Source organism: Auritidibacter ignavus (genome assembly GCF_003703835.1).
GTDB classification, from domain to species: Bacteria; Actinomycetota; Actinomycetes; order Actinomycetales; family Micrococcaceae; genus Auritidibacter; species Auritidibacter ignavus.
This window is the reverse complement of sequence record NZ_RDQR01000006.1, coordinates 17,501-37,681: the sequence shown is the minus strand read 5'-3', so window position 1 is coordinate 37,681 and position 20,181 is coordinate 17,501. Positions and strand designations below refer to the sequence as shown.

The window sequence follows — 20,181 nt, the reverse complement described above, 5'->3', positions numbered from 1 at the left end:
GAATGTTGGTCCACACCGTTAAACCCGCCAAATACGGAGATTTGTCCAAAGCTGGAGACCATATATCCACAATCGTCCAGGTATATCCACAACTTATCCACACACAACATTCAACCCCCATAAACAGGTGTGGATAACTCTGGGGATAAAACGGGGAGAAATACCAAAACCCTTTGGATACACCCCCTCTTCCCTGTGAATCTGCTGAACAGCCACGCCGAGAAACTCCACGACAATCCCCAGCCCACACGAGCACACTCCACGCGACCCTCCACAAATTCAACCGCAAAATGAGCGCTGAGCAACCGCTTATCCACATTATCCACAGGACTTATTAACACCACTTACCCTTAAAAATCCCCATCTACAGAACAACAACCTTCCAGACACTTCGCGTTTGCTTCGACGACAGAAGAGGAACCGAGAAGCTGTTCACAGCGGATCACATGAAAACTCACAATCCGCTAAGCTTGCAATGACTCATGAGCTCATTTCTGTCATTATTGAGCTCGTAGTCACGCCATTTAGGCGTGCGATAGACCCGATCATGAGAGGCAGAGCAGCGTGACGTTCAGTCTAGAGAAGTTCTCTACAGACTCGGCCAGTAGTGGCAGCCCGAGCCTGAAGTTCACTATCGAGCGTGACGTCCTCACCGACGCTGTATCGTGGGCTGCCCGTTCTTTGTCCCCTCGCCCACCAGTACCTGTACTGTCGGGATTGTTGATCACAGCCGAAGATCAACTCGTGTCCATCGCGAGCTTCGATTATGAAACCTCCGCACAACTGGAAGTCGAAGCCGATATCGAAGAGCCGGGACAAATTCTGGTTTCCGGCAAATTGCTCAATGACATCGTCAAATCTCTTCCTCATGCACCCGTCACCGTCGAGCTCGATGGCTCCAAAGTTGTTCTGACGTGTCGGAATTCGCGATTTGCCCTGGCGACGATGCCGGTCAGTGAGTACCCGACTTTGCCTGAGCTACCTGACATTTCGGGAACGGTCGACGGTGACACGTTCGCTCAAGCAGTTCACCAGGTCACCGCGGCAGCCTCTAAAGATGACACTCTGCCGGTCCTGGCTGCGGTGAAGATTGAGATCGACGGGGATCAGATGACGTTTCTGGCCACCGACCGGTACCGATTGGCCATGAAAGAAATCACCTGGACACCAACCGATCCGGCGACGTCGACCTCCGTGTTGGTTAAAGCTCGCACACTGTCCGAGGTTGCCAAGTCCTTGGGTGGTGGTGGCGAACTGTCGTTGCGACTCAATCAGAGCGACTCAGGAACCGAGATCCTCGGGTTCTCGTCCGGTGGCCGTCGTGCCACCAGCCTGTTGGTTGATGGTGATTACCCGAAGATTCGGGCCCTGTTTCCCGAGTCCAGTCCGATCCACGCAGTGGTGGAATCAACGCCCTTAATTGATGCGGTCAAGCGCGTGGCCTTGGTCGCGGAACGCAATACTCCGTTGCGTTTGGCGTTCACCGGTAACGAGGTTTACCTTGACGCCGGGGCAGGAGATGATGCCTCGGCGAATGAATCGGTGCCGTGCCGACTGTTGGGAGACGACATCACGGTGGCCTTCAACCCCACCTACTTGCTTGAGGGACTCAACGTCGTCAATGCCGATTACTCCCACTTTGCCTTCACCACCGCTCCTAAACCTGCATTGCTGACCGGTCAGAGTGAACCCGAAGGAGCGGAACTCCAGGACTTCCGCTATCTGGTCATGCCGATTCGCATCGCTGACTGATGGTCTACATTTCGGCTTTCTCACTGACAAACTTTCGGTCCTATCAGCAACTGGACCTGACTTTCGAACCAGGTACCAATGTCCTGGTGGGATACAACGGGGTCGGCAAGACCAACATCGCCGAGGCGATAAATTATTTAGCTACCCATCATTCGCATCGGGTGTCACACGATGGACCGCTGATTCGCTTTGGCGCAGACCAAGCCCATATCCGAGGCCGCATTCACCACGATCAACGTGCTGTCGGTATCGACCTGGAGATCAATCCTGGCAAATCCAATCGGGTGTCCATCAACCGTGGAGCACCGCAACCGGCCAAGCAGGGTTTGGGTTTAGTGCGGTGCGTCTTATTTGCTCCGGAAGATTTGCACCTTATTAACGGAGATCCTTCGGTGCGTCGGAATTTTCTTGACGACCTCACGGTGCAGCTTCGACCAGTCATGGCCGATGCCCGGCGGGACTACGAGCGTGTGTTAAAACAGCGCAATGCCCTGTATAAGTCCGCAAAAAAATCCCGCCGATGGGGTGCCGATGAAGAAAGCACCCGTCACGTTTTTGACGAATATCTTGCCCAGGCCGGCGCCAGAATTCTCTGGGGACGGTTACACGTCTTGAAGCTCTTGGCTCAGCCTCTGCAGACCGCCTATCAAGCCCTAGCACCGGGTATGAAAGATGCCGGTTTCAGTTACGAATCCACCGTGGGATTAGCTACCGGGCAACACCCGGTGGTCCCGGACGAAACTGCTCTGGCTGAAGCGATGCTTCAGGAGTTGCAGGCCGTTCATGATCAGGAACAAGATCGCGGACTGACCTTGGTGGGGCCTCACCGTGATGACGTGCAGTTCACGCTGGGACCTGCCCCGGCCAAAGGCTATGCGTCCCACGGGGAAACATGGTCTTTTGCGCTTGGTTTGCGACTGGCCAGCTATCAGGTGCTCGCCGAGGATCGGCCCGGTGACCAGGACCGACCCATCTTGATTCTCGACGATGTGTTCGCCGAACTCGATGCCCAACGGCGTGACAAATTAGCCCAGATCGCCACCAAGGCTGATCAAGTGATCGTCACCGCTGCGGTGGCCGAGGATGTGCCGCACACACTTCACGGTCCGCGGTTCCCGGTGCGCTGCGATCACGGGATCTCCCAGGTGCCCACTACTGAGACCAACGGGCCAGAGGACTAGATGATGATGGCAGCAGATGAACTCGATGCGATCTGCGGGGTGGACCACGACAGAATTGACGCGGCATTTGCCGCCCTACAACGAGTACGTCGCACCGTCTCCCAAGCCGGATATACCCCAGGCGACCCCGACCCGAACCTGCACCGGTGGCGGCGAGGTTCTTCGCGCCGGGGAACACGACGGGCCCCATCTGTGCGCCGGCGAGCTGCCGCTGACGTTGATAATCAATTCACCTCGCCCTTACCGAAAGTGAAATCCCTTGATGAGCTTTTCGGGGGTCTGGTCGCTGACCGGGGTTGGAAAGAACCGGTCGCGGTCGGATCGGTCTTGGGACGGTGGGAGGACCTGGTCGGACCACAGGTGGCTGAACACTGTCAGATTGAAAGTTTCGAGCACGCGGTGCTGGTGGTACGGTGTTCGACCACCAGCTGGGCCACTCAATTGCGATTGATGTCTGCCCAGATCCTGCAACGGATCAATACGGCTCTGGGTCGTGAGGTGGTACGAGAGATCACCATTAACGGACCCGCTGCCCCCAGCTGGCGTAAAGGCCCGCGGGTGGTGCGCGGTCGAGGTCCGCGCGACACCTACGGATAACCCACCCACGATCTCGCTCAACGCGGATTTGCCGGGCTAGCACCAGCGAGGTCGAGATGCTGTTCAGAAGAAGCTCTACCATGACGCCGAAGCGGCCGTTATGTCACGATTTGGGCATGTTTTCTCCACTGAGGGCCCGATTTTTTCCGTGGATCGGACTTGATGGCGTAGAATAACGGGATGTGCGCGGCGAGTTATCGTTGCCAAAAGTCCTATTTTCCGATCGAGGAGCCCCTGTCGACCGTGGCCGATGAACAGCCAGAGACCCTGTCTCAACCAGACCAACCGGACTCAGCTGGACTATCCAAAGTGGATCACAGTTATGACGCCGGAGACATTACCGTCCTGGAAGGTTTGGAAGCCGTTCGTAAACGGCCCGGTATGTATATCGGATCCACCACTTCCCGGGGTCTGCATCATTTGGTCTACGAGGTCGTCGACAATGCGGTCGATGAAGCCCTGGCAGGATACTGCGACACCATCGACGTGGCCATTCAGGCCGATGGTGGCCTGCGGGTCTCTGATAATGGCCGCGGTATTCCGGTCGATCTGCATCCCACTGAGGGCAAGCCGACGGTTGAAGTGGTCATGACCATCCTGCACGCCGGTGGCAAGTTTGGTGGCGGCGGATATGCGGTCTCTGGTGGTTTGCATGGTGTGGGTGTCTCCGTGGTGAATGCACTGTCCACCAGGGTCTATACCGAGATCTGTCGCCAGGGTTATGTGTGGCGAATTAGTTTCCACAACGGCGGTCACACCGATCAGCAACTGGAACGCGGGGAAGAAACGGAGCAGACCGGCACCACCCAGACCTTTTATCCGGACCCGGAGATCTTCGAAACCGTCGAGTTCGATTTTGAGACGTTGCGCGCCCGCTTCCAGCAGATGGCGTTTTTGAATAAGGGCCTACGGATTACCCTGACCGATGAGCGCAATCTGGATTCCAATGAGGTCCAGTCTGATGAGATCGTCGGCGCCAGTGCTGCGCAAGATCAGCCCGATGAAGCCGGATTGGCCGAGCAAGGTCAAACCGAAGACACCCCCTCACAGCGTTCGGTGAGCTACTACTACGAAGATGGCCTGCTCGACTATGTGCAGCACCTCAACTCACTCAAGCGCACCGAAACGGTGCACGAGGACATTATCGCCTTCGAATCCGAGGACGAAAATCGCCAGATGGCTGTGGAAGTGGCCATGCAGTGGACCACTGCTTTTTCTGAATCGGTCTACACCTACGCCAACACCATTAACACCCACGAGGGTGGTACCCACGAAGAAGGCTTCCGCGCGGCCTTGACCGGTTTGATCAACCGTTACGCTCGAGACAACGGATTGTTGCGGGATAAAGACGATAACCTCACCGGTGACGATATCCGTGAGGGACTCACCGCAGTTATTTCAGTGAAACTTTCCGAGCCACAGTTTGAAGGCCAGACCAAGACCAAGCTCGGCAACTCCGAGGCCCGCGGTTTCGTCCAGGGTGTGATCACCTCCGAACTGACCGACTGGTTAGACCGCAACCCCGCGCCGGCCAAAGAGATTATTCGCAAAGCCATCCTGGCCTCCCAGGCCCGGTTGGCAGCCCGCAAAGCTCGGGATCAAGCCCGGCGGAAGTCTCCGCTGGAATCCTTCGGCATGCCCGGTAAGCTCTCGGACTGCTCCTCAAAGAGTCCCGAAGAGTGCGAGATTTACATTGTCGAGGGTGACTCTGCGGGTGGTTCGGCCAAGCAGGGTCGCAATCCGATTACCCAGGCCATACTGCCTCTGCGTGGCAAGATCCTGAACGTAGAACGGGCCCGGCTAGATCGAGCATTATCGAACGCGGAAGTTCAGGCCATGATTACCGCATTCGGTACCGGTATCGGTGAAGAATTCGATATCGAGAAGTTGCGCTATCACAAGATTGTGTTGATGGCGGATGCGGATGTGGACGGTCAGCACATCACCACCTTGCTGTTGACCCTGCTCTTCCGTTACATGCGCCCGCTGATCGAACGCGGTCATGTGTTCTTGGCCCAACCCCCGCTGTACCGGATTAAGTGGTCGAATCAGCCCCACGACTACGTGTTCTCCGATGCAGAACGTGATGACCGGTTGGAAGCCGGTTTGGCGAAGAACTGGCGGCTGCCTAAGGAGAACGGCATCCAGCGGTATAAGGGGCTGGGAGAGATGGACTACCAGGAACTGTGGGAAACCACTATGGATCCGCAGAACCGCACGTTGCTACAGGTCACCATGGATGACGCTGCCGCAGCCGATCAGGTCTTCTCGATGCTGATGGGCGAGGATGTGGAATCTCGTCGAAACTTCATTCAACAAAACGCCAAGGATGTCCGGTTCCTCGATATCTAATCAGAGATCGCGTGCTGCCTGCGAGTCCGAAGAAGCCCGTGTTGGAAAACCCAAGGATTAAAACAGCGTGAGTGACGAACTACCTCCAGAGATCATCAATCCAGACAAGGTCGAACACATCGATCTCGAGTCGGAGATGAAACGCTCCTACCTCGATTACGCCATGGCCGTGATCGTCGGACGTGCTCTGCCGGATGTGCGCGATGGTCTCAAGCCGGTCCACCGTCGTGTGCTTTACGGCATGTACGATGGCGGTTACCGTCCGGACCGCTCCTTTTCTAAGTCGGCCCGTGTGGTCGGTGACGTGATGGGTAATTACCACCCCCACGGTGACTCGGCCATCTACCATGCGCTGGTGCGTCTGATCCAAGACTGGGTGATGCGCTACCCACTGGCCCAGGGTCAGGGCAACTTTGGTTCAGCTGGCAACGACGGTGCCGCCGCCCAACGGTATACCGAGACCAAAATGGCCCCCCTGGCGATGGAGATGGTCCGCGATATTGACGAAGATACCGTGGACTTTCAGGACAACTACGACGGTCGGCAACAAGAACCCACGGTGCTACCTGCCCGGTTCCCGAACCTGTTGGCCAATGGCTCTTCGGGTATTGCGGTCGGAATGGCCACCAATATCCCGCCACATAACCTGCGGGAACTGGCCGATGGTGTCCAGTGGTATTTGGACCACCCCGAAGCCAGTCGGGAAGAACTCTTAGAAGAACTGCTGAAACGCATCAAAGGTCCTGACTTCCCGACCGGGGCACAGATCTTGGGCCACCAGGGTATTGAGCAGGCCTACCGGACCGGGCGTGGTTCGATCACCATGCGCGCAGTGGTTAACGTCGAGGAGATCCAGGGCCGAACCTGCCTGGTGGTCACCGAGCTACCGTATCTGACCAACCCAGATAATCTGGCCTCCAGGATCGCCGAAATGGTCCGGGACGGCAAGCTGTCCGGCATTGCAGATCTGCGCGATGAGACCTCGGGTCGCACCGGACAACGGCTGGTCATTGTGCTCAAGCGCGATGCGGTGCCCAAGGTCGTGTTGAATAACCTGTATAAGCACACCGCTCTACAGGAAAACTTCTCGGCCAATATGTTGGCACTGGTTGATGGAGTCCCGCGGACCCTGTCGCTGGATGGGTTCATCCACTATTGGGTGAAACACCAGGTCGATGTCATCGTGCGTCGTACCGCCTACCGTAAGCGCAAGGCCGAAGAACGCGCCCACATTCTGCGTGGTCTGCTTAAAGCTCTGGACATGCTCGATGAGGTTATTGCGACCATTCGCGCCTCAGCCTCGGCCGATGTCGCCCGTGAAGAACTCAAGACGCTACTGGACATCGATGATGATCAGGCCCGTGCGATCCTGCTGATGCAGTTGCGACAACTGGCTGCGCTAGAAGCGCAGAATATTCAGGATGAATACGACGAGCTTCAGGCCAAGATCGCCGAGTACAACGAGATCCTGGGCTCCCCGATCCGTCAGCGCGAGGTCATCTCCGAAGAAATGAGCGAGATCATCGAGCGCCACGGCGACGAGCGTCGCACCGAAATCCTCTATGGTTATGACGGTGACGTGTCGATGGAGGACCTTATCCCCGAAGAGGAAATGGTCATCACCATTACCCGTGGCGGTTACGTCAAACGCACCCGGATCGACCACTACCGCGCTCAGAACCGTGGCGGTAAGGGTGTCCGCGGTGCACAGCTAAAGGGTGAAGACGTGGTGGAGCATTTCTTCACCACCTCCACCCACCACTGGATCTTATTCTTTACCAACTTTGGTCGCGTCTACCGAGTCAAGGCCTACGAGTTGCAAGAGGCCGGTCGCGATGCCAAGGGTCAGCACGTGGCTAATGTGATGGCCTTCCAGCCCGATGAATACATTGCCCAGGTCCTGACGTTGAAGACCTACCAGGATCAGCCCTACTTGGCGCTGGCCACCAAGCAGGGACTGGTGAAAAAGACCCGCTTGGAAGATTACGACTCGCCACGCACTGCCGGTGTCATCGCGATCAAATTGCGCGAAGACGATGAAGTGGTCGCAGCCCAACTGGTCAGCGCCGACGATGATCTGGTGTTGATCTCTCGTAACGGTCAGTCCCTGCGGTTCACCGCAACCGATGAGGCGTTGCGTCCCATGGGCCGGGCCACCTCGGGTGTCACCGGCATGAAATTCAAGGACGATGACGAGTTGTTGAGCATGGGCGTGATCTGTGATGACTCCTATATCTTCACAGTCACCGATGGCGGATACGCCAAGCGCACCTCAGCTGATGAGTATCGGTTGCAGAACCGCGGCGGGTACGGCATTAAGGTCGCCAACCTGCAAGAAGCCCGTGGTGGGCTGGTCGGTGGACTCGTGGTCACCGAAGACCAGCAGGTGCTGGTGGTCATGAAGTCCGGTAACGTGGTCCGCTCAGCGGTATCGCAGGTGCCGATCCGAGGTCGCAACACCATGGGCGTCATCTTTGCCAAGCCAGGTCCCAAGGATTCCATTGTTGCCGTGGCGCTAAACCACCCGATTGATCAAGAACCCGATGTGGACAATGTTGACAAGACGCCGGACACTGTCGGTCTTGAGCCCACTGATCAGAATTCTGAAGTAGCCTTGGAAACTGATCACCGTACGGAGGAAGGACAGTCGTGAGTCAATCGAGCACTCCAGGGCCACAGAAAAAGCCCTCTGGACAGCCACCTCAAGTCCCTCAACAGCAGGTCAGAACAGCCCCGCAGGGCAAAAAACCTGCCCGTCAGACTCAAGGTCCGAAGAAAGTAGCACCGGCTGCCCCAGCTGGCACAAAGCCCACTGCGGGGTCGAACGCGCCTAAAGGCAAGAAGAATACCAAAGGTTTGGTGCGTCCTGCACCGAAAGCCAAGGTGCGTCGAGCCAAGCTGGTACTCGCCAAGATTGACTTGTGGTCGGTGTTGAAGATCTCCTTCCTGCTCTCCGTTGCCTTCGGTGTGGTTACCGTGGTGGCCGGCGTGGTGTTGTGGACCGTGATGGATTTGACCGGCATCTTCGACGAGGTCAACGCCCTGATCGGAACCATCCTGGGCACTGAGGGCGGTGGACAGACTATCCAAGAGCTCGTCTCACTCAGCCAGGTGGCCTCCGTGTCGACCATTATTGCCGTGGTGAACGTGGTCTTAATTACGTTGCTGTCCATCCTGGCAGCCTTGATCTACAACATTTCAGCCTCCCTCGTTGGAGGTGTGGGCGTCACGCTCACCGATGACTGAACCGGATTTGGAGTTCTGTTAAATTCCGGGTAAGGTAGGTTCTCGTCTTGAGGGCGACCTCGAGATAGGTTCGGGCGTATAGCTCAGGCGGTTAGAGCGCTTCGCTGATAACGAAGAGGTCCCAGGTTCAAGTCCTGGTACGCCCACCACCGACACCAAGACCACAGGAGATCACATGAAGAAACTCATCGTGACCCTCGCAGTGGCGCTTGGAGCTGGTGCGTTAGGATTTGTCATCGCCCGAGACGTGAAAACCCGGACTATCTGGGAAGAGGCGACTGATGAGGTCCCACCCAACTAAACACTTGGGGGTATGGCGCAACTGGTAGCGCATCTGCTTTGCAAGCAGAGGGTTAGGGGTTCGAGTCCCCTTACCTCCACCAAAGAACCGCACGATGGTGCGGTTCTTTTTTATGTGGGTGACATGACTAGGTTTTCAGGCGTGCGAACCTCGTTATGATCACTGAGGTCATCAAAAACCCACGAGCCTTGCCTCAAGTCCGAAACGACCTCGCACAGGATCCGGTCGCTGAGCTCCAGTCGCAAGAAGCGGCCCTCTCGGGAGCCCTCTCCGACTCCGTGCCAGGTCGACTCCCGAACAAATCTTCAGCTCTCGTCTCTGTCACCGGCAATGCTGATGTCCTGCACGACGAGCACGGATTGAGCATTGACCAGCTCTTCCGAACGGCATCCTGATCGAAAGCATTCTGATGATGACGAGATGATTGAATCAAGCGTTTATTCGCACCCGTGATCTAGATGCTGTATCATCATTGGTGCAGTTCTCACGCTCGTCATGGCGATATGACGAACACACCGATCCTGGAACTGCCGCCGTCGTAGGAGTTTGCTCTGTGGCTTATTTCTTATGTGCCACCTCTTCGACGATTTCGACAAAACGCTTCACGTAGTCCTGAAGAAACTCAACAGTGGAGTCTTGGACAAATTGGTCGTTGTCATCAAGCAGAGCCGGAGACTGCCCCAAGAAGACCTCCGGCTGGCCGGGGGTGGGCATGTCAAAGTAGGACAGGGCCAACCGCAGATTCTTCTGTGAGCTATAGCCACCCATACGTCCCACCGAGTGGCTGATGATTCCGGCGGGCAGACCCTTCCACGCGACATCACTATTCGGTTTGGAACCGATATCAACAGCATTCTTCAAGCAGGCCGGAATGGTGCGGTTATTTTCTGCGGTGACGAACATGACACCGTCGGAATTCTTAATGGTGTTTCGGAAGTTCGTGTACTGCTCAGGGGTCGGTTTATCGGTGACCTCTGGGTCATCGTAGTCGAAATCGTAGAGGGGCAGATCCCGGATCTCCACGATTTGAGCGGTATAGCCGCCGGGGAAGTAGTCAAGCACATTGCGGGCGATCTTGCGGGCATAAGAGCCACGACGCAGACTACCGACAAGCACGGAGATGTTCTTGGTCATCGAAATTCCTTTCTTGTGCTCATCCTCGAAGAGGTGAAGAGGTATGGGGTCGAGTTTAGAAGTCCCAGTCGTCATCGCTGGTATCCTCGGCTGTGCCGATCACGTAGGAGGAACCAGACCCGGAGAAGAAATCGTGGTTTTCGTCCGCCCCGGGAGCCAAAGCGGCGAGGATTTCGGGATTGACCTCGGTTTCTTCTGACGAGAAGCGCGGCGGATACCCCAGGTTCATCAGTGCTTTATTGGCGTTATACCGCACGAAGACGGCAACGTCATCCATCAGTCCCAGAGGCTCATAGAGTTCACCGGAATATTGCAGCTCTAGCTCGTAGAGATCGTCCAGCAGGTTGAGGGTGAACTCTCGCATTTCCTTCTGTTGACTAGCCGTGCGGGCTTCCAAACCCCGTTGGTACTTATAGCCGGAGTAGTACCCATGGACTGCCTTATCACGCAGGATCAGCCGAATCATATCGGCAGTATTGGTCAGCGTGGCGTGGACCGAGAAATGCAACGGCAGATAGAAACCCGCATAAAGCAACAGTGACGACAACAGGGTCGAGGACACCTTGCGTTTCAGCGGGTCGTCGCCATAATAGTGAGCCAACACCTTCTTGCACCGTTGTTGCAGCAGGTCATTGTTGACCGCCCACCGATAGGCATTGTCGATCTCCGGTGTTGAGGTCAGAGTCGAGAATACCGATGAATAGGAGCGCGCGTGTACGGACTGCATGAACGCGATATTGGTATAGATCGCCTCTTCATGCTCGGTGCGTGCATCCTGAATCTGACAAATCTCCCCGACGGTGGCCTGGACGGTATCGAGCATCGTGAGCCCCGTGAAGACGCGCATGGTCAAGGTGCGTTCTTCTTCGGTGAGCTTCTGCCAGGCGGGAATGTCATGGGAGAGGGGCACTTTTTCTGGTAGCCAGAAATTTGCCGTGAGTCGATTCCAGACCTCGAGATCTTTCTCATCGTCGACGCGGTTCCAGTTGATCGGGCGCAACCGGGCAGTGGGGTCGTGGCGGTAGGACGGTGGGGTCACGGAGATTTCGGTGAGTGGACGGTTGGAATGGGTCGCAGTCATCGTTCTTCTTTCGACAGATAGGGTGGTCAGTGGTTACAGGGCGCAGGAGACACAGTTCTCGATTTCTGTGCCTCCCAGGGCCGGCTGGCGCAATCGGATGTAGTAGAGAGTCTTGATACCGGAACGCCAGGCATAAATCTGAGCCTTATTAATGTCGCGGGTAGTGGCGGTATCTCGGAAGAACAGCGTCAACGACAGCCCCTGATCCACGTGCTGTGTCGCGGCGGCGTAGGTGTCGATGATCTTTTCGTATCCAATCTCGTAGGCATCTTGGTAGAACTCCAGATTGTCGTGGGTCATATGCGGTGCCGGGTAATAGACTCGGCCGAGCTTTCCCTCCTTACGGATCTCGATCTTGGCCGCCACCGGATGGATCGAGGCGGTGGAGTTGTTGACATACGAGATGGAACCCGTGGGCGGGATGGCCTGCAGATAGGCGTTATAGATCCCGTGTTCTGTCACCGAGCCACGCAGCTTCTCCCAGTCTTCGCGCGACGGGATGGCGACCCCAGCGCTCGCGAACAGATCCCGGACTCGTTGGGTGGCTGGCTGCCACTCTTTCTCGGTGTACTTGTCGAAATAGCTACCGTCGGCATAGGACGAGGTTTCAAAACCCTCGAAGGCCTTCCCACGTTCAATCGCCAGCCGGTTCGAGGCACGCAAGGCATGATAGGTGACAGTCAGGAAGTAGATGTCGGTGAAATCGATGCCCTCCTCGGAACCATAATGGATGCGTTGAGAGGCCAGGTAGCCGTGCAGGTTCATCTGGCCTAGCCCGATGGCGTGTGAGGCTTCGTTACCGGCAGCTACTGACGGAACAGCATCCACGTTGGTCTGATCTGAGACACTGGTGAGTGCCCGAACGGCCGTCTCCACCGTGGCACTGAAATCCGGAGAGGCCATCGCCGCGACGATATTTAGTGAACCCAGATTGCACGAAATATCACGACCGACTTCCTGGTAGCCGATGGCGCCATCGTAGCGGGATGGTGTATTTACCTGCAGAATTTCGCTGCACAGGTTGGACATGTTAATCCGGCCCTGGAGTGGATTAGCGCGGTTCACCGTGTCTTCAAACAGTACGTAGGGGTAACCGGACTCGAACTGTAGCTCAGCCAGGGTTTTGAAGAACTCACGGGCCTTGATGGTGGACTTGCGGATCCGTGGATTGGCGACCAGCTCGTCATAGTGATCGTTGACTGACAGGTCTGATAGTGGGGTTCCGTATTCGCGCTCAACGTCGTAGGGACTGAACAAGTTCATGTCCTTATTAGCCTTGGCAAGATGGAACGTCACATCCGGGATGACGACACCAAGAGAAAGCGTCTTGATACGGATTTTCTCGTCGGCGTTCTCACGCTTGGTGTCGAGAAACCGCAGAATATCGGGATGGTGGGCGTGTAGATACACCGCACCTGCGCCTTGGCGTGCCCCTAGCTGGTTGGCGTAGGAAAATGAGTCTTCCAGGATCTTCATCACGGGAACAACTCCGGAAGCCTGGTTTTCGATCTTCTTGATCGGCGCCCCCGCCTCACGAAGGTTTGACAGCAGTAGCGCTACTCCGCCGCCCCGTTTAGACAGTTGTAGCGCAGAGTTGACACTGCGACCAATGGATTCCAGATTGTCTTCCATCCTCAGCAAAAAGCACGAAACTAGTTCACCGCGTTGGGCTTTTCCGGCGTTGAGGAAGGTGGGCGTAGCCGGTTGAAAACGGCCAGACATCATCTCATCAACCAGCTGGGTAGCCAATACTTCGTCCCCGTGACCCAGGTATAGAGCCGTGGTAGCGACTCGCTGGGGGTACCCCTCCAAATACTGGGATCCGTCAAAGGTTTTCAGAGCGTACGCTGTAAAGAACTTGAAGGCGCCCAAGAAGGTCTGGAAACGGTGACCGGCGTTCTCGGCACGCTCGTATACAGCGGTGACGAACTCTTCTGAGTACGCGGCGAGGAAATCTTTCTCGTAGTAGTCGTTGTCCACCAACCAGTGCAGTCTTTCCCACACTGAATCAAAGCGTTTGGTGTTGGGGGCCACGTGCTGATCCAGGTACGCCTGGGTTGCTTGGCGATCCTTATCAAACTGGATCGAGCCGTCAGCAGCAAACAGGTTCAGCTCGGCGTTGAGTGCGTGGTAGTCCCTGCGCTCACCGATTCCGGTGACCTCAGGAGCATCCGTGGTGGGTATCGTCATACCGTTTCCTTTCGACTTAGCTTGGAGTGGAGGTAAAGGTTTGGGAGTCGGCTTGGTCCCAGAAGCGAGTCAGTCCGGTGTCCACCAGCTCGATGTCGCGCCGCGTTCCTAAGAGTTCAAAGCGATACAGCTCCGGTACCTTGCATTTGGCGGAGATGATCGGTCCGGCCAGACAGTAGTGCTGACCGAAATTGGTGTTTCCCGCCGTGATCACACCGCGGATCAAAGACCGATTGATCGGGTCGTTGAGGAATTTGATCACCTGCTTGGGTACCGCACCAGAGCGCTCCCCACCCCCGTAGGTGGGGACAACGAGCACGAAAGGGCGTGAGACACGGATATACCCTTCACTTCTCGGGCGCAGCGGAATTCGTATGGCCGGTCGGTTCAGCTGCTCCACGAAGCGATGGGTGTTCTCCGAAACGCTGGAAAAATACACCAGATCCGGGGACTCTTTGACTGGTATTTCTCGAACCGGGAGTGCATCCGGGGGTTTCTTCGCTGGAGTATGCACAGCGATCTCTCCTCACTCATTGACTGAAGCGGACATCATAAAAACACAATATCTTGTGTGTTGATGAACTAATTAGGCGCATATCTAGTAGTATCACACGATAGGTTCCGTGTCTACGTGCTAGCTGTGTTTGTAACTACGGCATGGCGAACATATGATGGAGCGTAGCGAGGTACTCACACCAAACAGTCAGTAGCCAGATCGGAGTAAACGTGACAGTAGAGACGTGGCGCGATGGCATTTGGTTGGAATCAATTGGCTTGTTTCAGCAAGCGCGGGCGGGCAATCACCAGGCTGCGATGCGACTTTTGGAGACTTCAGCGGACCCAGCCACCACGGTGCATGGACTGTTGCGTATGTTGGTGGTGTTTCTGCGAGACGAAGATCCTGAGAAGATGGAGCGATTCCTTGACGCGTCCCTCCGCGCCGGTGCGCCACCGTTGGGTTCACCATTTGTTCGTGATAGCGCGGCATTTGCCGAAGGATTCGCGGGGCGACTGCGTGGTGGTTTTCGCTTGACGGGGCACATGCGAGCTCTGCTTGAGACGGACATTCCGGTGCTGGCTACGGCTACACCGGAAGGGGCTCCTGCGGTTGGACCAACGAGTTCGCTTCGTATTTGGGATGAACGCACACTCTTTTATTACGAACCGCCAACCGGTCGGCACCTGGCAAATTTCCGCGCTGGATCGGTCGCCACGGTTGCCGTAATTGATCAGGACAACTTTACGGGTTATCGGTTTGTGGGACTACCCGAGGTTCATCACAACGGAGACGTGTTCGAGGCAGCCGTGACTTTCGCTCGTGCGCAGGACGTAAGCCCACCCGCTGCAGCGGTCTTGATCCACCTGCACGAGGCGGAGATGTTGGACGTCAGCGCGTAGGCAACGATGAACTCTAGCGTTCCTGACAATAACCTGAAAAACTGCTGTTGGACTTTGCACGACGATCAGCAGAAGAAAACAAAGGCTTCGTCGCCTGCCTGTTTGATCTGTCGTTCGATAGTTTCGTGACGGTCAAGTTCACGAAGATCATCTATATTTTGATCCTCGTTCTGGTCGGCATCTCCCTGATCATTGGTTGGCTAGTGCCGGCATTTACCATCATGGCGACAGGTGTCGCGCTGATTGGCGTACTGTGGTTGCTGATTGGATGGATCATTCCCGTCATTCAGCTCGTGTTGTTCCGTGTGGTGCTGGAGCTATTCATCGCGACGATTCGCACCGCGCAGAATACTGCTGGTACACGTCAAGAAATTCAGAAATTGCGTGACGAAGTGGGGCAGCGAGGCTAATTTGTACAGCTGGTCCGGCTGTTTCAAAGCGACGATCACCCGTGTGGGGGATGCGGTGTGCTATTCCTCTCCGCAGATCGCGATTGAGAACATTCATCCCGATCAACTGGTTGCGGGGGAATGCGTCCACCCAGGCGAGATTCCGGCTGGCGATGGCCCTGCATAACGACATGATCCGCACGGTGGCGATGGCTTTCTGGGGATCATCTATGACAATCCTTCATCGGCTGAAACAACCAATCCGCTGAGCACGATCTATTGATTAATAATGACGCAATAAATACTGAGTGAAATTGAAGCATTATCGATTATAAATATGTTGCGAAACAGCTTAGGAAAAGATGTGTGGATAATCAGAAAACTACAGATGACGGTAGAGTACCGTACGCGAAATGGGATAAGCACCGGGGCGAGGCGTTAGAGAGACTTCGTGAACAGTATCCTGACGGGTTCACTTATGGTAAGAAGATCCCGCCTAGGAACCCGAAGAACCCGCCAAAACTACAGCCTGAGGGGTTTGAGCCCCTTGATTCGAAGCAATGGAACCACATCCTCTACGGAGAACGGCGTAACAGTTCGACGCCTGAAGCACCAGACGGGCTTGGCGGTCATGGGGCCGGGTACGGGTGGATTTTTGAGTTAGCTGAAGGTGTTCCCAGAACCGAGTTCCCCCGCGATTGGTCTCACGAAGATATTGTGCATGCGATTGATGACACCATCACCTACGGTAAGCCAAACAAGTCACGGGGTAACCTTATCCATAAGTACACGGTGGATGGGGTGCCGTTCAAGGTGGCGACTGGTCGGAGAAAACACGGCGGGCTACGCTACATTATTAGCGCTTACCCGGATCTTGACCCCAGGAAGTAGAATAAGACCATGTGGAGCTCCTACGAAGTTTTTAAGTCTTTGTACAGCGTGGTTGTTGACGCTGTTGGAGAGTCGAATCCAGTACTAGAAGAAGCGGTGAATGCGTCTCAGCACCGAGAGCTCGGTATTGCTGTGTTGTTTTGTCTTGACGTGGCCGTAGAAGAGTCAATAAAAATACCAGAGGAGTTGCTCGTTCAAGCTAGTCTGATGTTTGACGAGGAAGAACCGAATGATGAGCCTGTATTTGATGATGTCTCGCTTCTTCGTGAGTTGAACAAGCAACAGGTGGCCTAAGGCCCCAGTTTTTAGTGCCCCGTACCAGTAACTGGTGCGGGGTTTTGTTGTACCCGGTTGCTGGCGTGGTTTCCGGGGTTTTTAGTGGTACGCGGTCATCGCGAGGGCGAGATCACCGAGCATGCTAAGGCGTTGCTCGAAGCGTTCTGTCAAAATGCTGGGGTCAAGGCTGGTGGTTATGCCGGTGTGGGGGCGCGTGGGGCTCCACCAGTGGATCTGCTGGTAAAGCGCGGATTTCTGAGCAACAGAAGTTTGCTCAGGATCTTCTACGAGGCGGCTAAATGGGTGGTCTCGGCTTAACACGAATGATGATGATGACGTCAGGCGCTGGCGTGTGTGTGCTGGCGGTGATGACCAGGGACGGTGAGTGTCCTTCGGGGGTAATACTCTTTGTTTTGTGACGCTTTGGAAGCGCGTGTTTGTGATCGCTATTTTTACTACTGAGACAGCGAAGATGCTGATGCCTCGCACGGTGGCGGATGGGCTGATCAAGGACACATCAACACCTCGACGGTGGCTGAGTTTGTGACGGAGGGTGCGGAGAAGTCTGCTACCACTGGTGGGTTTACTTCGGTGACCGCAACTCTGAAGAAAGCTCAGGTCACGATGCGGTTCAATGAGGAAGTCCAGTGGGCCGATGAGGACCACCAGCTGAGCAGGCTCCATGGCACTGTCTCGTGCCCTGGATCTGGGCCTGTATCGCCGGATCAATCCGTTGACTGGTACTGAAATCACGGCCTGGGATCACTACGTGGGTGCTACCGAGTACTCCGCGGAGCTGTCTGCATCTGTTGAACCAGACCAGGTGGTGCGCGCTACCGCCGGGCTGTTGATCAATCGAGACCGGCCGGTGTCGGTCCATGGGTTTGCGATTGTCCCGCGACTGACCTGGGAATTATCGAACTTGCAGACCAAGAACGCTGATGGTTCCCCATCGGGGACTCAACGGTACCCGAATCTGGGACTGGGCGCAGGCATCAGCTCCTTCCTGGGACTTAACACCGCCAAAGGAGACACCGTTTCTGAGCGCCCAGAGGCGACCACTGATACTGGTGTGCGAGGGATCCTCGGTGACTTCACGAATGGTATCCGCTGGGGTGTCCAACGCGAGTTCCCGGTCGAGAAGATCATGTACGGCGACCCGGACGGTCAGGGTGCCTTGTCCCGCCACAACCAGATCGCACTACGGTTGGAAATCGTCTACGGCTGGTACGTCTTCGCGGACAGGTTCGCTCTGGTTAAGACTGTTGAAACTGCTGGTAGTGAGGGTTAATGGCAGTGCGTGTAACTCTTGCTAGTGGTGTGATGGTCACTGTGCCGGAGACGGCGGCCACCCACCGGAGCAAACAAGACCAAATCGCGAAGACGCCTACTAAACGGTCCGAGCCAGCTGCAGGATCGAGGGGAGCTCAGACCGGTGACGTCGAGTCCCTGCCTGATCAGAGCAAGAGCCCCGGGCGCAAACAGGGATAATGGTCACGGGCTAAGCGTGGAAACAAATCATGATCCTGTCAGGTAGTACAGGGAGTAGATGAGTCGCAGGGGTGGTTATGACGGGGAGACAGGGCGATGTTTCGAAACCGTTCGCGTCTGTGAATGATCTGAAGGAGAGGTGGCCAGATTTCCCGCCTGGTACGGAGCAGTTTGCCTCCCTGCTTAGGCGCCTTTTGATTGATTTCGGTGAGGTGGTATCCGAACCCGGTTCCCCAAATGATGATTAGCGATTGCGTGGCTGAGTGGCTGTAACGAATGCTGATTTTGACATGGATCACTCGATCTTCGGGGGTTCTGGTTGCCTAACTATATGCCGTTGCATTGTTTTATGTCGGTGTTTCCTGTTGCAGACCCTCACCTCGCACCCGCTTAGTTGTGTCGGCTTTAGAGTATGCGCGCATCCTGCCCCATTGGGGATTATTAGGGCACGCCACTCGCAAGGGAAACGAGATCGAATCTAGCCCGACGACACGATGACCTCGACGATGAACGCGTTGAGCGAAGCGTTCAGTCGGGCTGAGCTCTCCAGATTGATCTCGACGTGCTCTCTGTCGTTCACGATGCGTAACCAGACCTCGTAGTCTCTCCTCTCTTTCGATACACGGCAATCGCCATATCTTCAGCCTTAATCGAGTCCTTGAATTCGCGTTGCTCCCGGTGCTCGGGCTCCTGGGTGATGAGGGTCGCGAACGGCTGATCGGCCAGACGCTTGCGGTCTGTCGGATGTTCCTGGCCGCTGTGGTCGCAATGGCACCAGCGTGGACAAGGCTGCTGTAGCCACTCCAGATGTTCCACGACCTGCTCCGCGATCTCATTTGGGCACTCATGTTGCTTCCCCTCTATTCGCTCGCACAAGGTGTGCGGGCTAGGAAATCTATACAACCGTCATTGCCCGGACGATTCCTGGACGACTCCTGAACGAGGGCGTGACGAACATCAGCCACAGATCACGGCGGCCGAGTGCCAGATCCGGGGAGAGAAGAATGCTGCGTCGAGGTCACAACATCCGTGCGACCCCAGCAACGGATTGGATTGGTAGAACCCAGTTGCCGAGCGCCGTGTTTCTCGGGTTGTCAGTCAGGCCGTGGTCGGGGCTGGTGGCCCATCCGGTGGGGAGGCGCATGAGCGATTCGTCGAACTCCGGCGCAGGTCGCGGGCCCTTCTCCTCTTTCAGGATCGCAGGGGCAGGAGTTGCTGGTCCGGTGACGTGTTCCCATCGGGCGATGGCCTGGGCGCGCCCCCAGCGGTGAAGATGTCCTCCATCAGAGCGAACAGGGTCTCCGATCGTTCCAGCTGGTCGGTGAGCCTGCCGGTCCGTGCACGGCGAGGTTGATGACCTGGTGGCTCAGGGCAATGATGCCCCGTCGTGTCCGTACCTGGTCCGGGGTTGCGCCTTTGGGCGAAAAGTCCGAGGCCAAAAGTGTCCGTAACAGCGTCTTGTCGATGAGTGGTGAGGAAGAAATGGAACCGTTGGTGGGGTGTGCCGGCCAGTGACGCCGGTAGGCCGACTCAACGCGCACTTCGCCGGAGGTCGGCCAGATCCCCGAGTGTGGCTCCGTGCGCGCGAGGAGGTCGTGTTGGCTCGTCTCCCAGCGGCCACGGGTCGGGTTCCAGGTTGGGAACGGCGGGTGCAGGCTCGTCGGTTGCATCGTTTGGTTGCGTGCGTCGGGGGTTGTTCCTTCCGGGGTAGGGCGGATTAGGGGTGCGGAGAGCAAGTCGCGGACGTTCTCCATGATGGCGAGCACGGGTTGCAACGCGTCGATCGCGGCTGCCATGTTCGACCAGAGCCCGGAGCGGGTGCCGGGTGAGAGGCCGGCGCCGGTGCCGACGGCCTAGACCTCCTGACCCAGGAGCCCGCTGATCAGCACATCGATCGGCGGC

Annotated in this window: 18 protein-coding genes and 2 tRNA genes; 15 read left to right on the top strand and 5 right to left on the bottom strand. The window is 56.3% G+C overall.

The window, feature by feature from the left end; translation table 11 throughout:
* Positions 1-621: 621 nt before the first annotated feature.
* The 10 genes from dnaN (at position 622) to DYI20_RS12295 (ending at position 9,824) form a co-directional block, all read left to right on the top strand.
* A complete protein-coding gene (gene dnaN, locus DYI20_RS04735; RefSeq protein ID WP_122549004.1) occupies positions 622-1,752 on the top strand; it encodes a DNA polymerase III subunit beta in 1,131 nt (376 codons plus the stop codon).
* The gene (recF, locus tag DYI20_RS04730; RefSeq protein ID WP_110100924.1) at positions 1,752-2,933 is read left to right on the top strand and encodes a DNA replication/repair protein RecF; all 1,182 of its coding nucleotides are present in this window, start codon (positions 1,752-1,754) and stop codon (positions 2,931-2,933) included. The genes dnaN and recF overlap by 1 nt, the downstream gene beginning before the upstream one ends.
* Positions 2,934-3,530, top strand: coding sequence for a DciA family protein (locus DYI20_RS04725; RefSeq protein ID WP_244924655.1), 597 nt, complete (start codon positions 2,934-2,936; stop codon positions 3,528-3,530). It abuts the gene before it with no gap.
* A gap of 180 nt (positions 3,531-3,710) precedes the next feature.
* Positions 3,711-5,882, top strand: coding sequence for a DNA topoisomerase (ATP-hydrolyzing) subunit B (gene gyrB / locus DYI20_RS04720; protein WP_122548962.1), 2,172 nt, complete (start codon positions 3,711-3,713; stop codon positions 5,880-5,882).
* Between the two features lie 136 nt (positions 5,883-6,018).
* Positions 6,019-8,535 (top strand): DNA gyrase subunit A, encoded by a 2,517-nt coding sequence (gene gyrA / locus DYI20_RS04715; protein ID WP_244924657.1) that lies wholly within the window; start codon positions 6,019-6,021, stop codon positions 8,533-8,535.
* Positions 8,532-9,128: a DUF3566 domain-containing protein gene (locus DYI20_RS04710; protein ID WP_110110659.1), complete on the top strand. Its 597-nt coding sequence runs from the start codon at positions 8,532-8,534 to the stop codon at positions 9,126-9,128. The genes gyrA and DYI20_RS04710 overlap by 4 nt, the downstream gene beginning before the upstream one ends.
* A 72-nt stretch (positions 9,129-9,200) precedes the next feature.
* Positions 9,201-9,277 (top strand) — tRNA-Ile (locus tag DYI20_RS04705).
* A gap of 26 nt (positions 9,278-9,303) precedes the next feature.
* Entirely contained in the window at positions 9,304-9,429 is a 126-nt protein-coding gene (locus DYI20_RS12770; protein WP_255410756.1) for a hypothetical protein, read from the top strand.
* A gap of 6 nt (positions 9,430-9,435) precedes the next feature.
* Positions 9,436-9,511 (top strand) — tRNA-Ala (locus DYI20_RS04700).
* Between the two features lie 73 nt (positions 9,512-9,584).
* Positions 9,585-9,824 (top strand): hypothetical protein, encoded by a 240-nt coding sequence (locus DYI20_RS12295; RefSeq protein ID WP_110099181.1) that lies wholly within the window; start codon positions 9,585-9,587, stop codon positions 9,822-9,824.
* 163 nt (positions 9,825-9,987) lie between these two features.
* On the opposite strand, the gene DYI20_RS04690 is transcribed toward DYI20_RS12295, so the two are convergent.
* Genes DYI20_RS04690 through nrdI form a run of 4 tightly spaced genes read right to left on the bottom strand, consistent with a single transcriptional unit; the run spans position 9,988 to position 14,300 of the window.
* Positions 9,988-10,563 carry an NADPH-dependent FMN reductase gene (locus tag DYI20_RS04690; protein WP_110100928.1) on the bottom strand — a complete coding sequence of 192 codons (576 nt, stop codon included), beginning with the start codon at positions 10,561-10,563 and terminating at the stop codon, positions 9,988-9,990.
* A gap of 55 nt (positions 10,564-10,618) precedes the next feature.
* Entirely contained in the window at positions 10,619-11,644 is a 1,026-nt protein-coding gene (gene nrdF / locus DYI20_RS04685; RefSeq protein WP_110100929.1) for a class 1b ribonucleoside-diphosphate reductase subunit beta, read from the bottom strand.
* Positions 11,645-11,677: 33 nt separating this feature from the next.
* Positions 11,678-13,834: a class 1b ribonucleoside-diphosphate reductase subunit alpha gene (gene nrdE / locus DYI20_RS04680; RefSeq protein ID WP_122548960.1), complete on the bottom strand. Its 2,157-nt coding sequence runs from the start codon at positions 13,832-13,834 to the stop codon at positions 11,678-11,680.
* A 16-nt stretch (positions 13,835-13,850) separates the two neighbouring features.
* A complete protein-coding gene (nrdI, locus tag DYI20_RS04675) occupies positions 13,851-14,300 on the bottom strand; it encodes a class Ib ribonucleoside-diphosphate reductase assembly flavoprotein NrdI (RefSeq protein WP_210403498.1) in 450 nt (149 codons plus the stop codon).
* A 260-nt stretch (positions 14,301-14,560) separates the two neighbouring features.
* On the opposite strand from nrdI, the gene DYI20_RS04670 reads away from it, so the two are divergent.
* The 5 genes from DYI20_RS04670 to DYI20_RS04645 all read left to right on the top strand — a co-directional run bounded on the left by DYI20_RS04670 (position 14,561) and on the right by DYI20_RS04645 (position 18,079).
* The gene (locus tag DYI20_RS04670; protein ID WP_110099186.1) at positions 14,561-15,232 is read left to right on the top strand and encodes a pyridoxamine 5'-phosphate oxidase family protein; all 672 of its coding nucleotides are present in this window, start codon (positions 14,561-14,563) and stop codon (positions 15,230-15,232) included.
* Between the two features lie 47 nt (positions 15,233-15,279).
* Positions 15,280-15,642, top strand: coding sequence for a DUF4282 domain-containing protein (locus DYI20_RS04665; protein WP_166769956.1), 363 nt, complete (start codon positions 15,280-15,282; stop codon positions 15,640-15,642).
* 345 nt (positions 15,643-15,987) lie between these two features.
* A complete protein-coding gene (locus DYI20_RS04660) occupies positions 15,988-16,512 on the top strand; it encodes an EndoU domain-containing protein (protein ID WP_166769955.1) in 525 nt (174 codons plus the stop codon).
* Positions 16,513-16,521: 9 nt separating this feature from the next.
* Positions 16,522-16,806: a hypothetical protein gene (locus DYI20_RS04655; RefSeq protein WP_122548959.1), complete on the top strand. Its 285-nt coding sequence runs from the start codon at positions 16,522-16,524 to the stop codon at positions 16,804-16,806.
* A gap of 664 nt (positions 16,807-17,470) precedes the next feature.
* Positions 17,471-18,079: a hypothetical protein gene (locus DYI20_RS04645; RefSeq protein ID WP_208392285.1), complete on the top strand. Its 609-nt coding sequence runs from the start codon at positions 17,471-17,473 to the stop codon at positions 18,077-18,079.
* A 1,483-nt stretch (positions 18,080-19,562) separates the two neighbouring features.
* On the opposite strand, the gene DYI20_RS12555 is transcribed toward DYI20_RS04645, so the two are convergent.
* A complete protein-coding gene (locus tag DYI20_RS12555; protein WP_243857797.1) occupies positions 19,563-20,075 on the bottom strand; it encodes a hypothetical protein in 513 nt (170 codons plus the stop codon).
* Positions 20,076-20,181 lie beyond the last annotated feature (106 nt).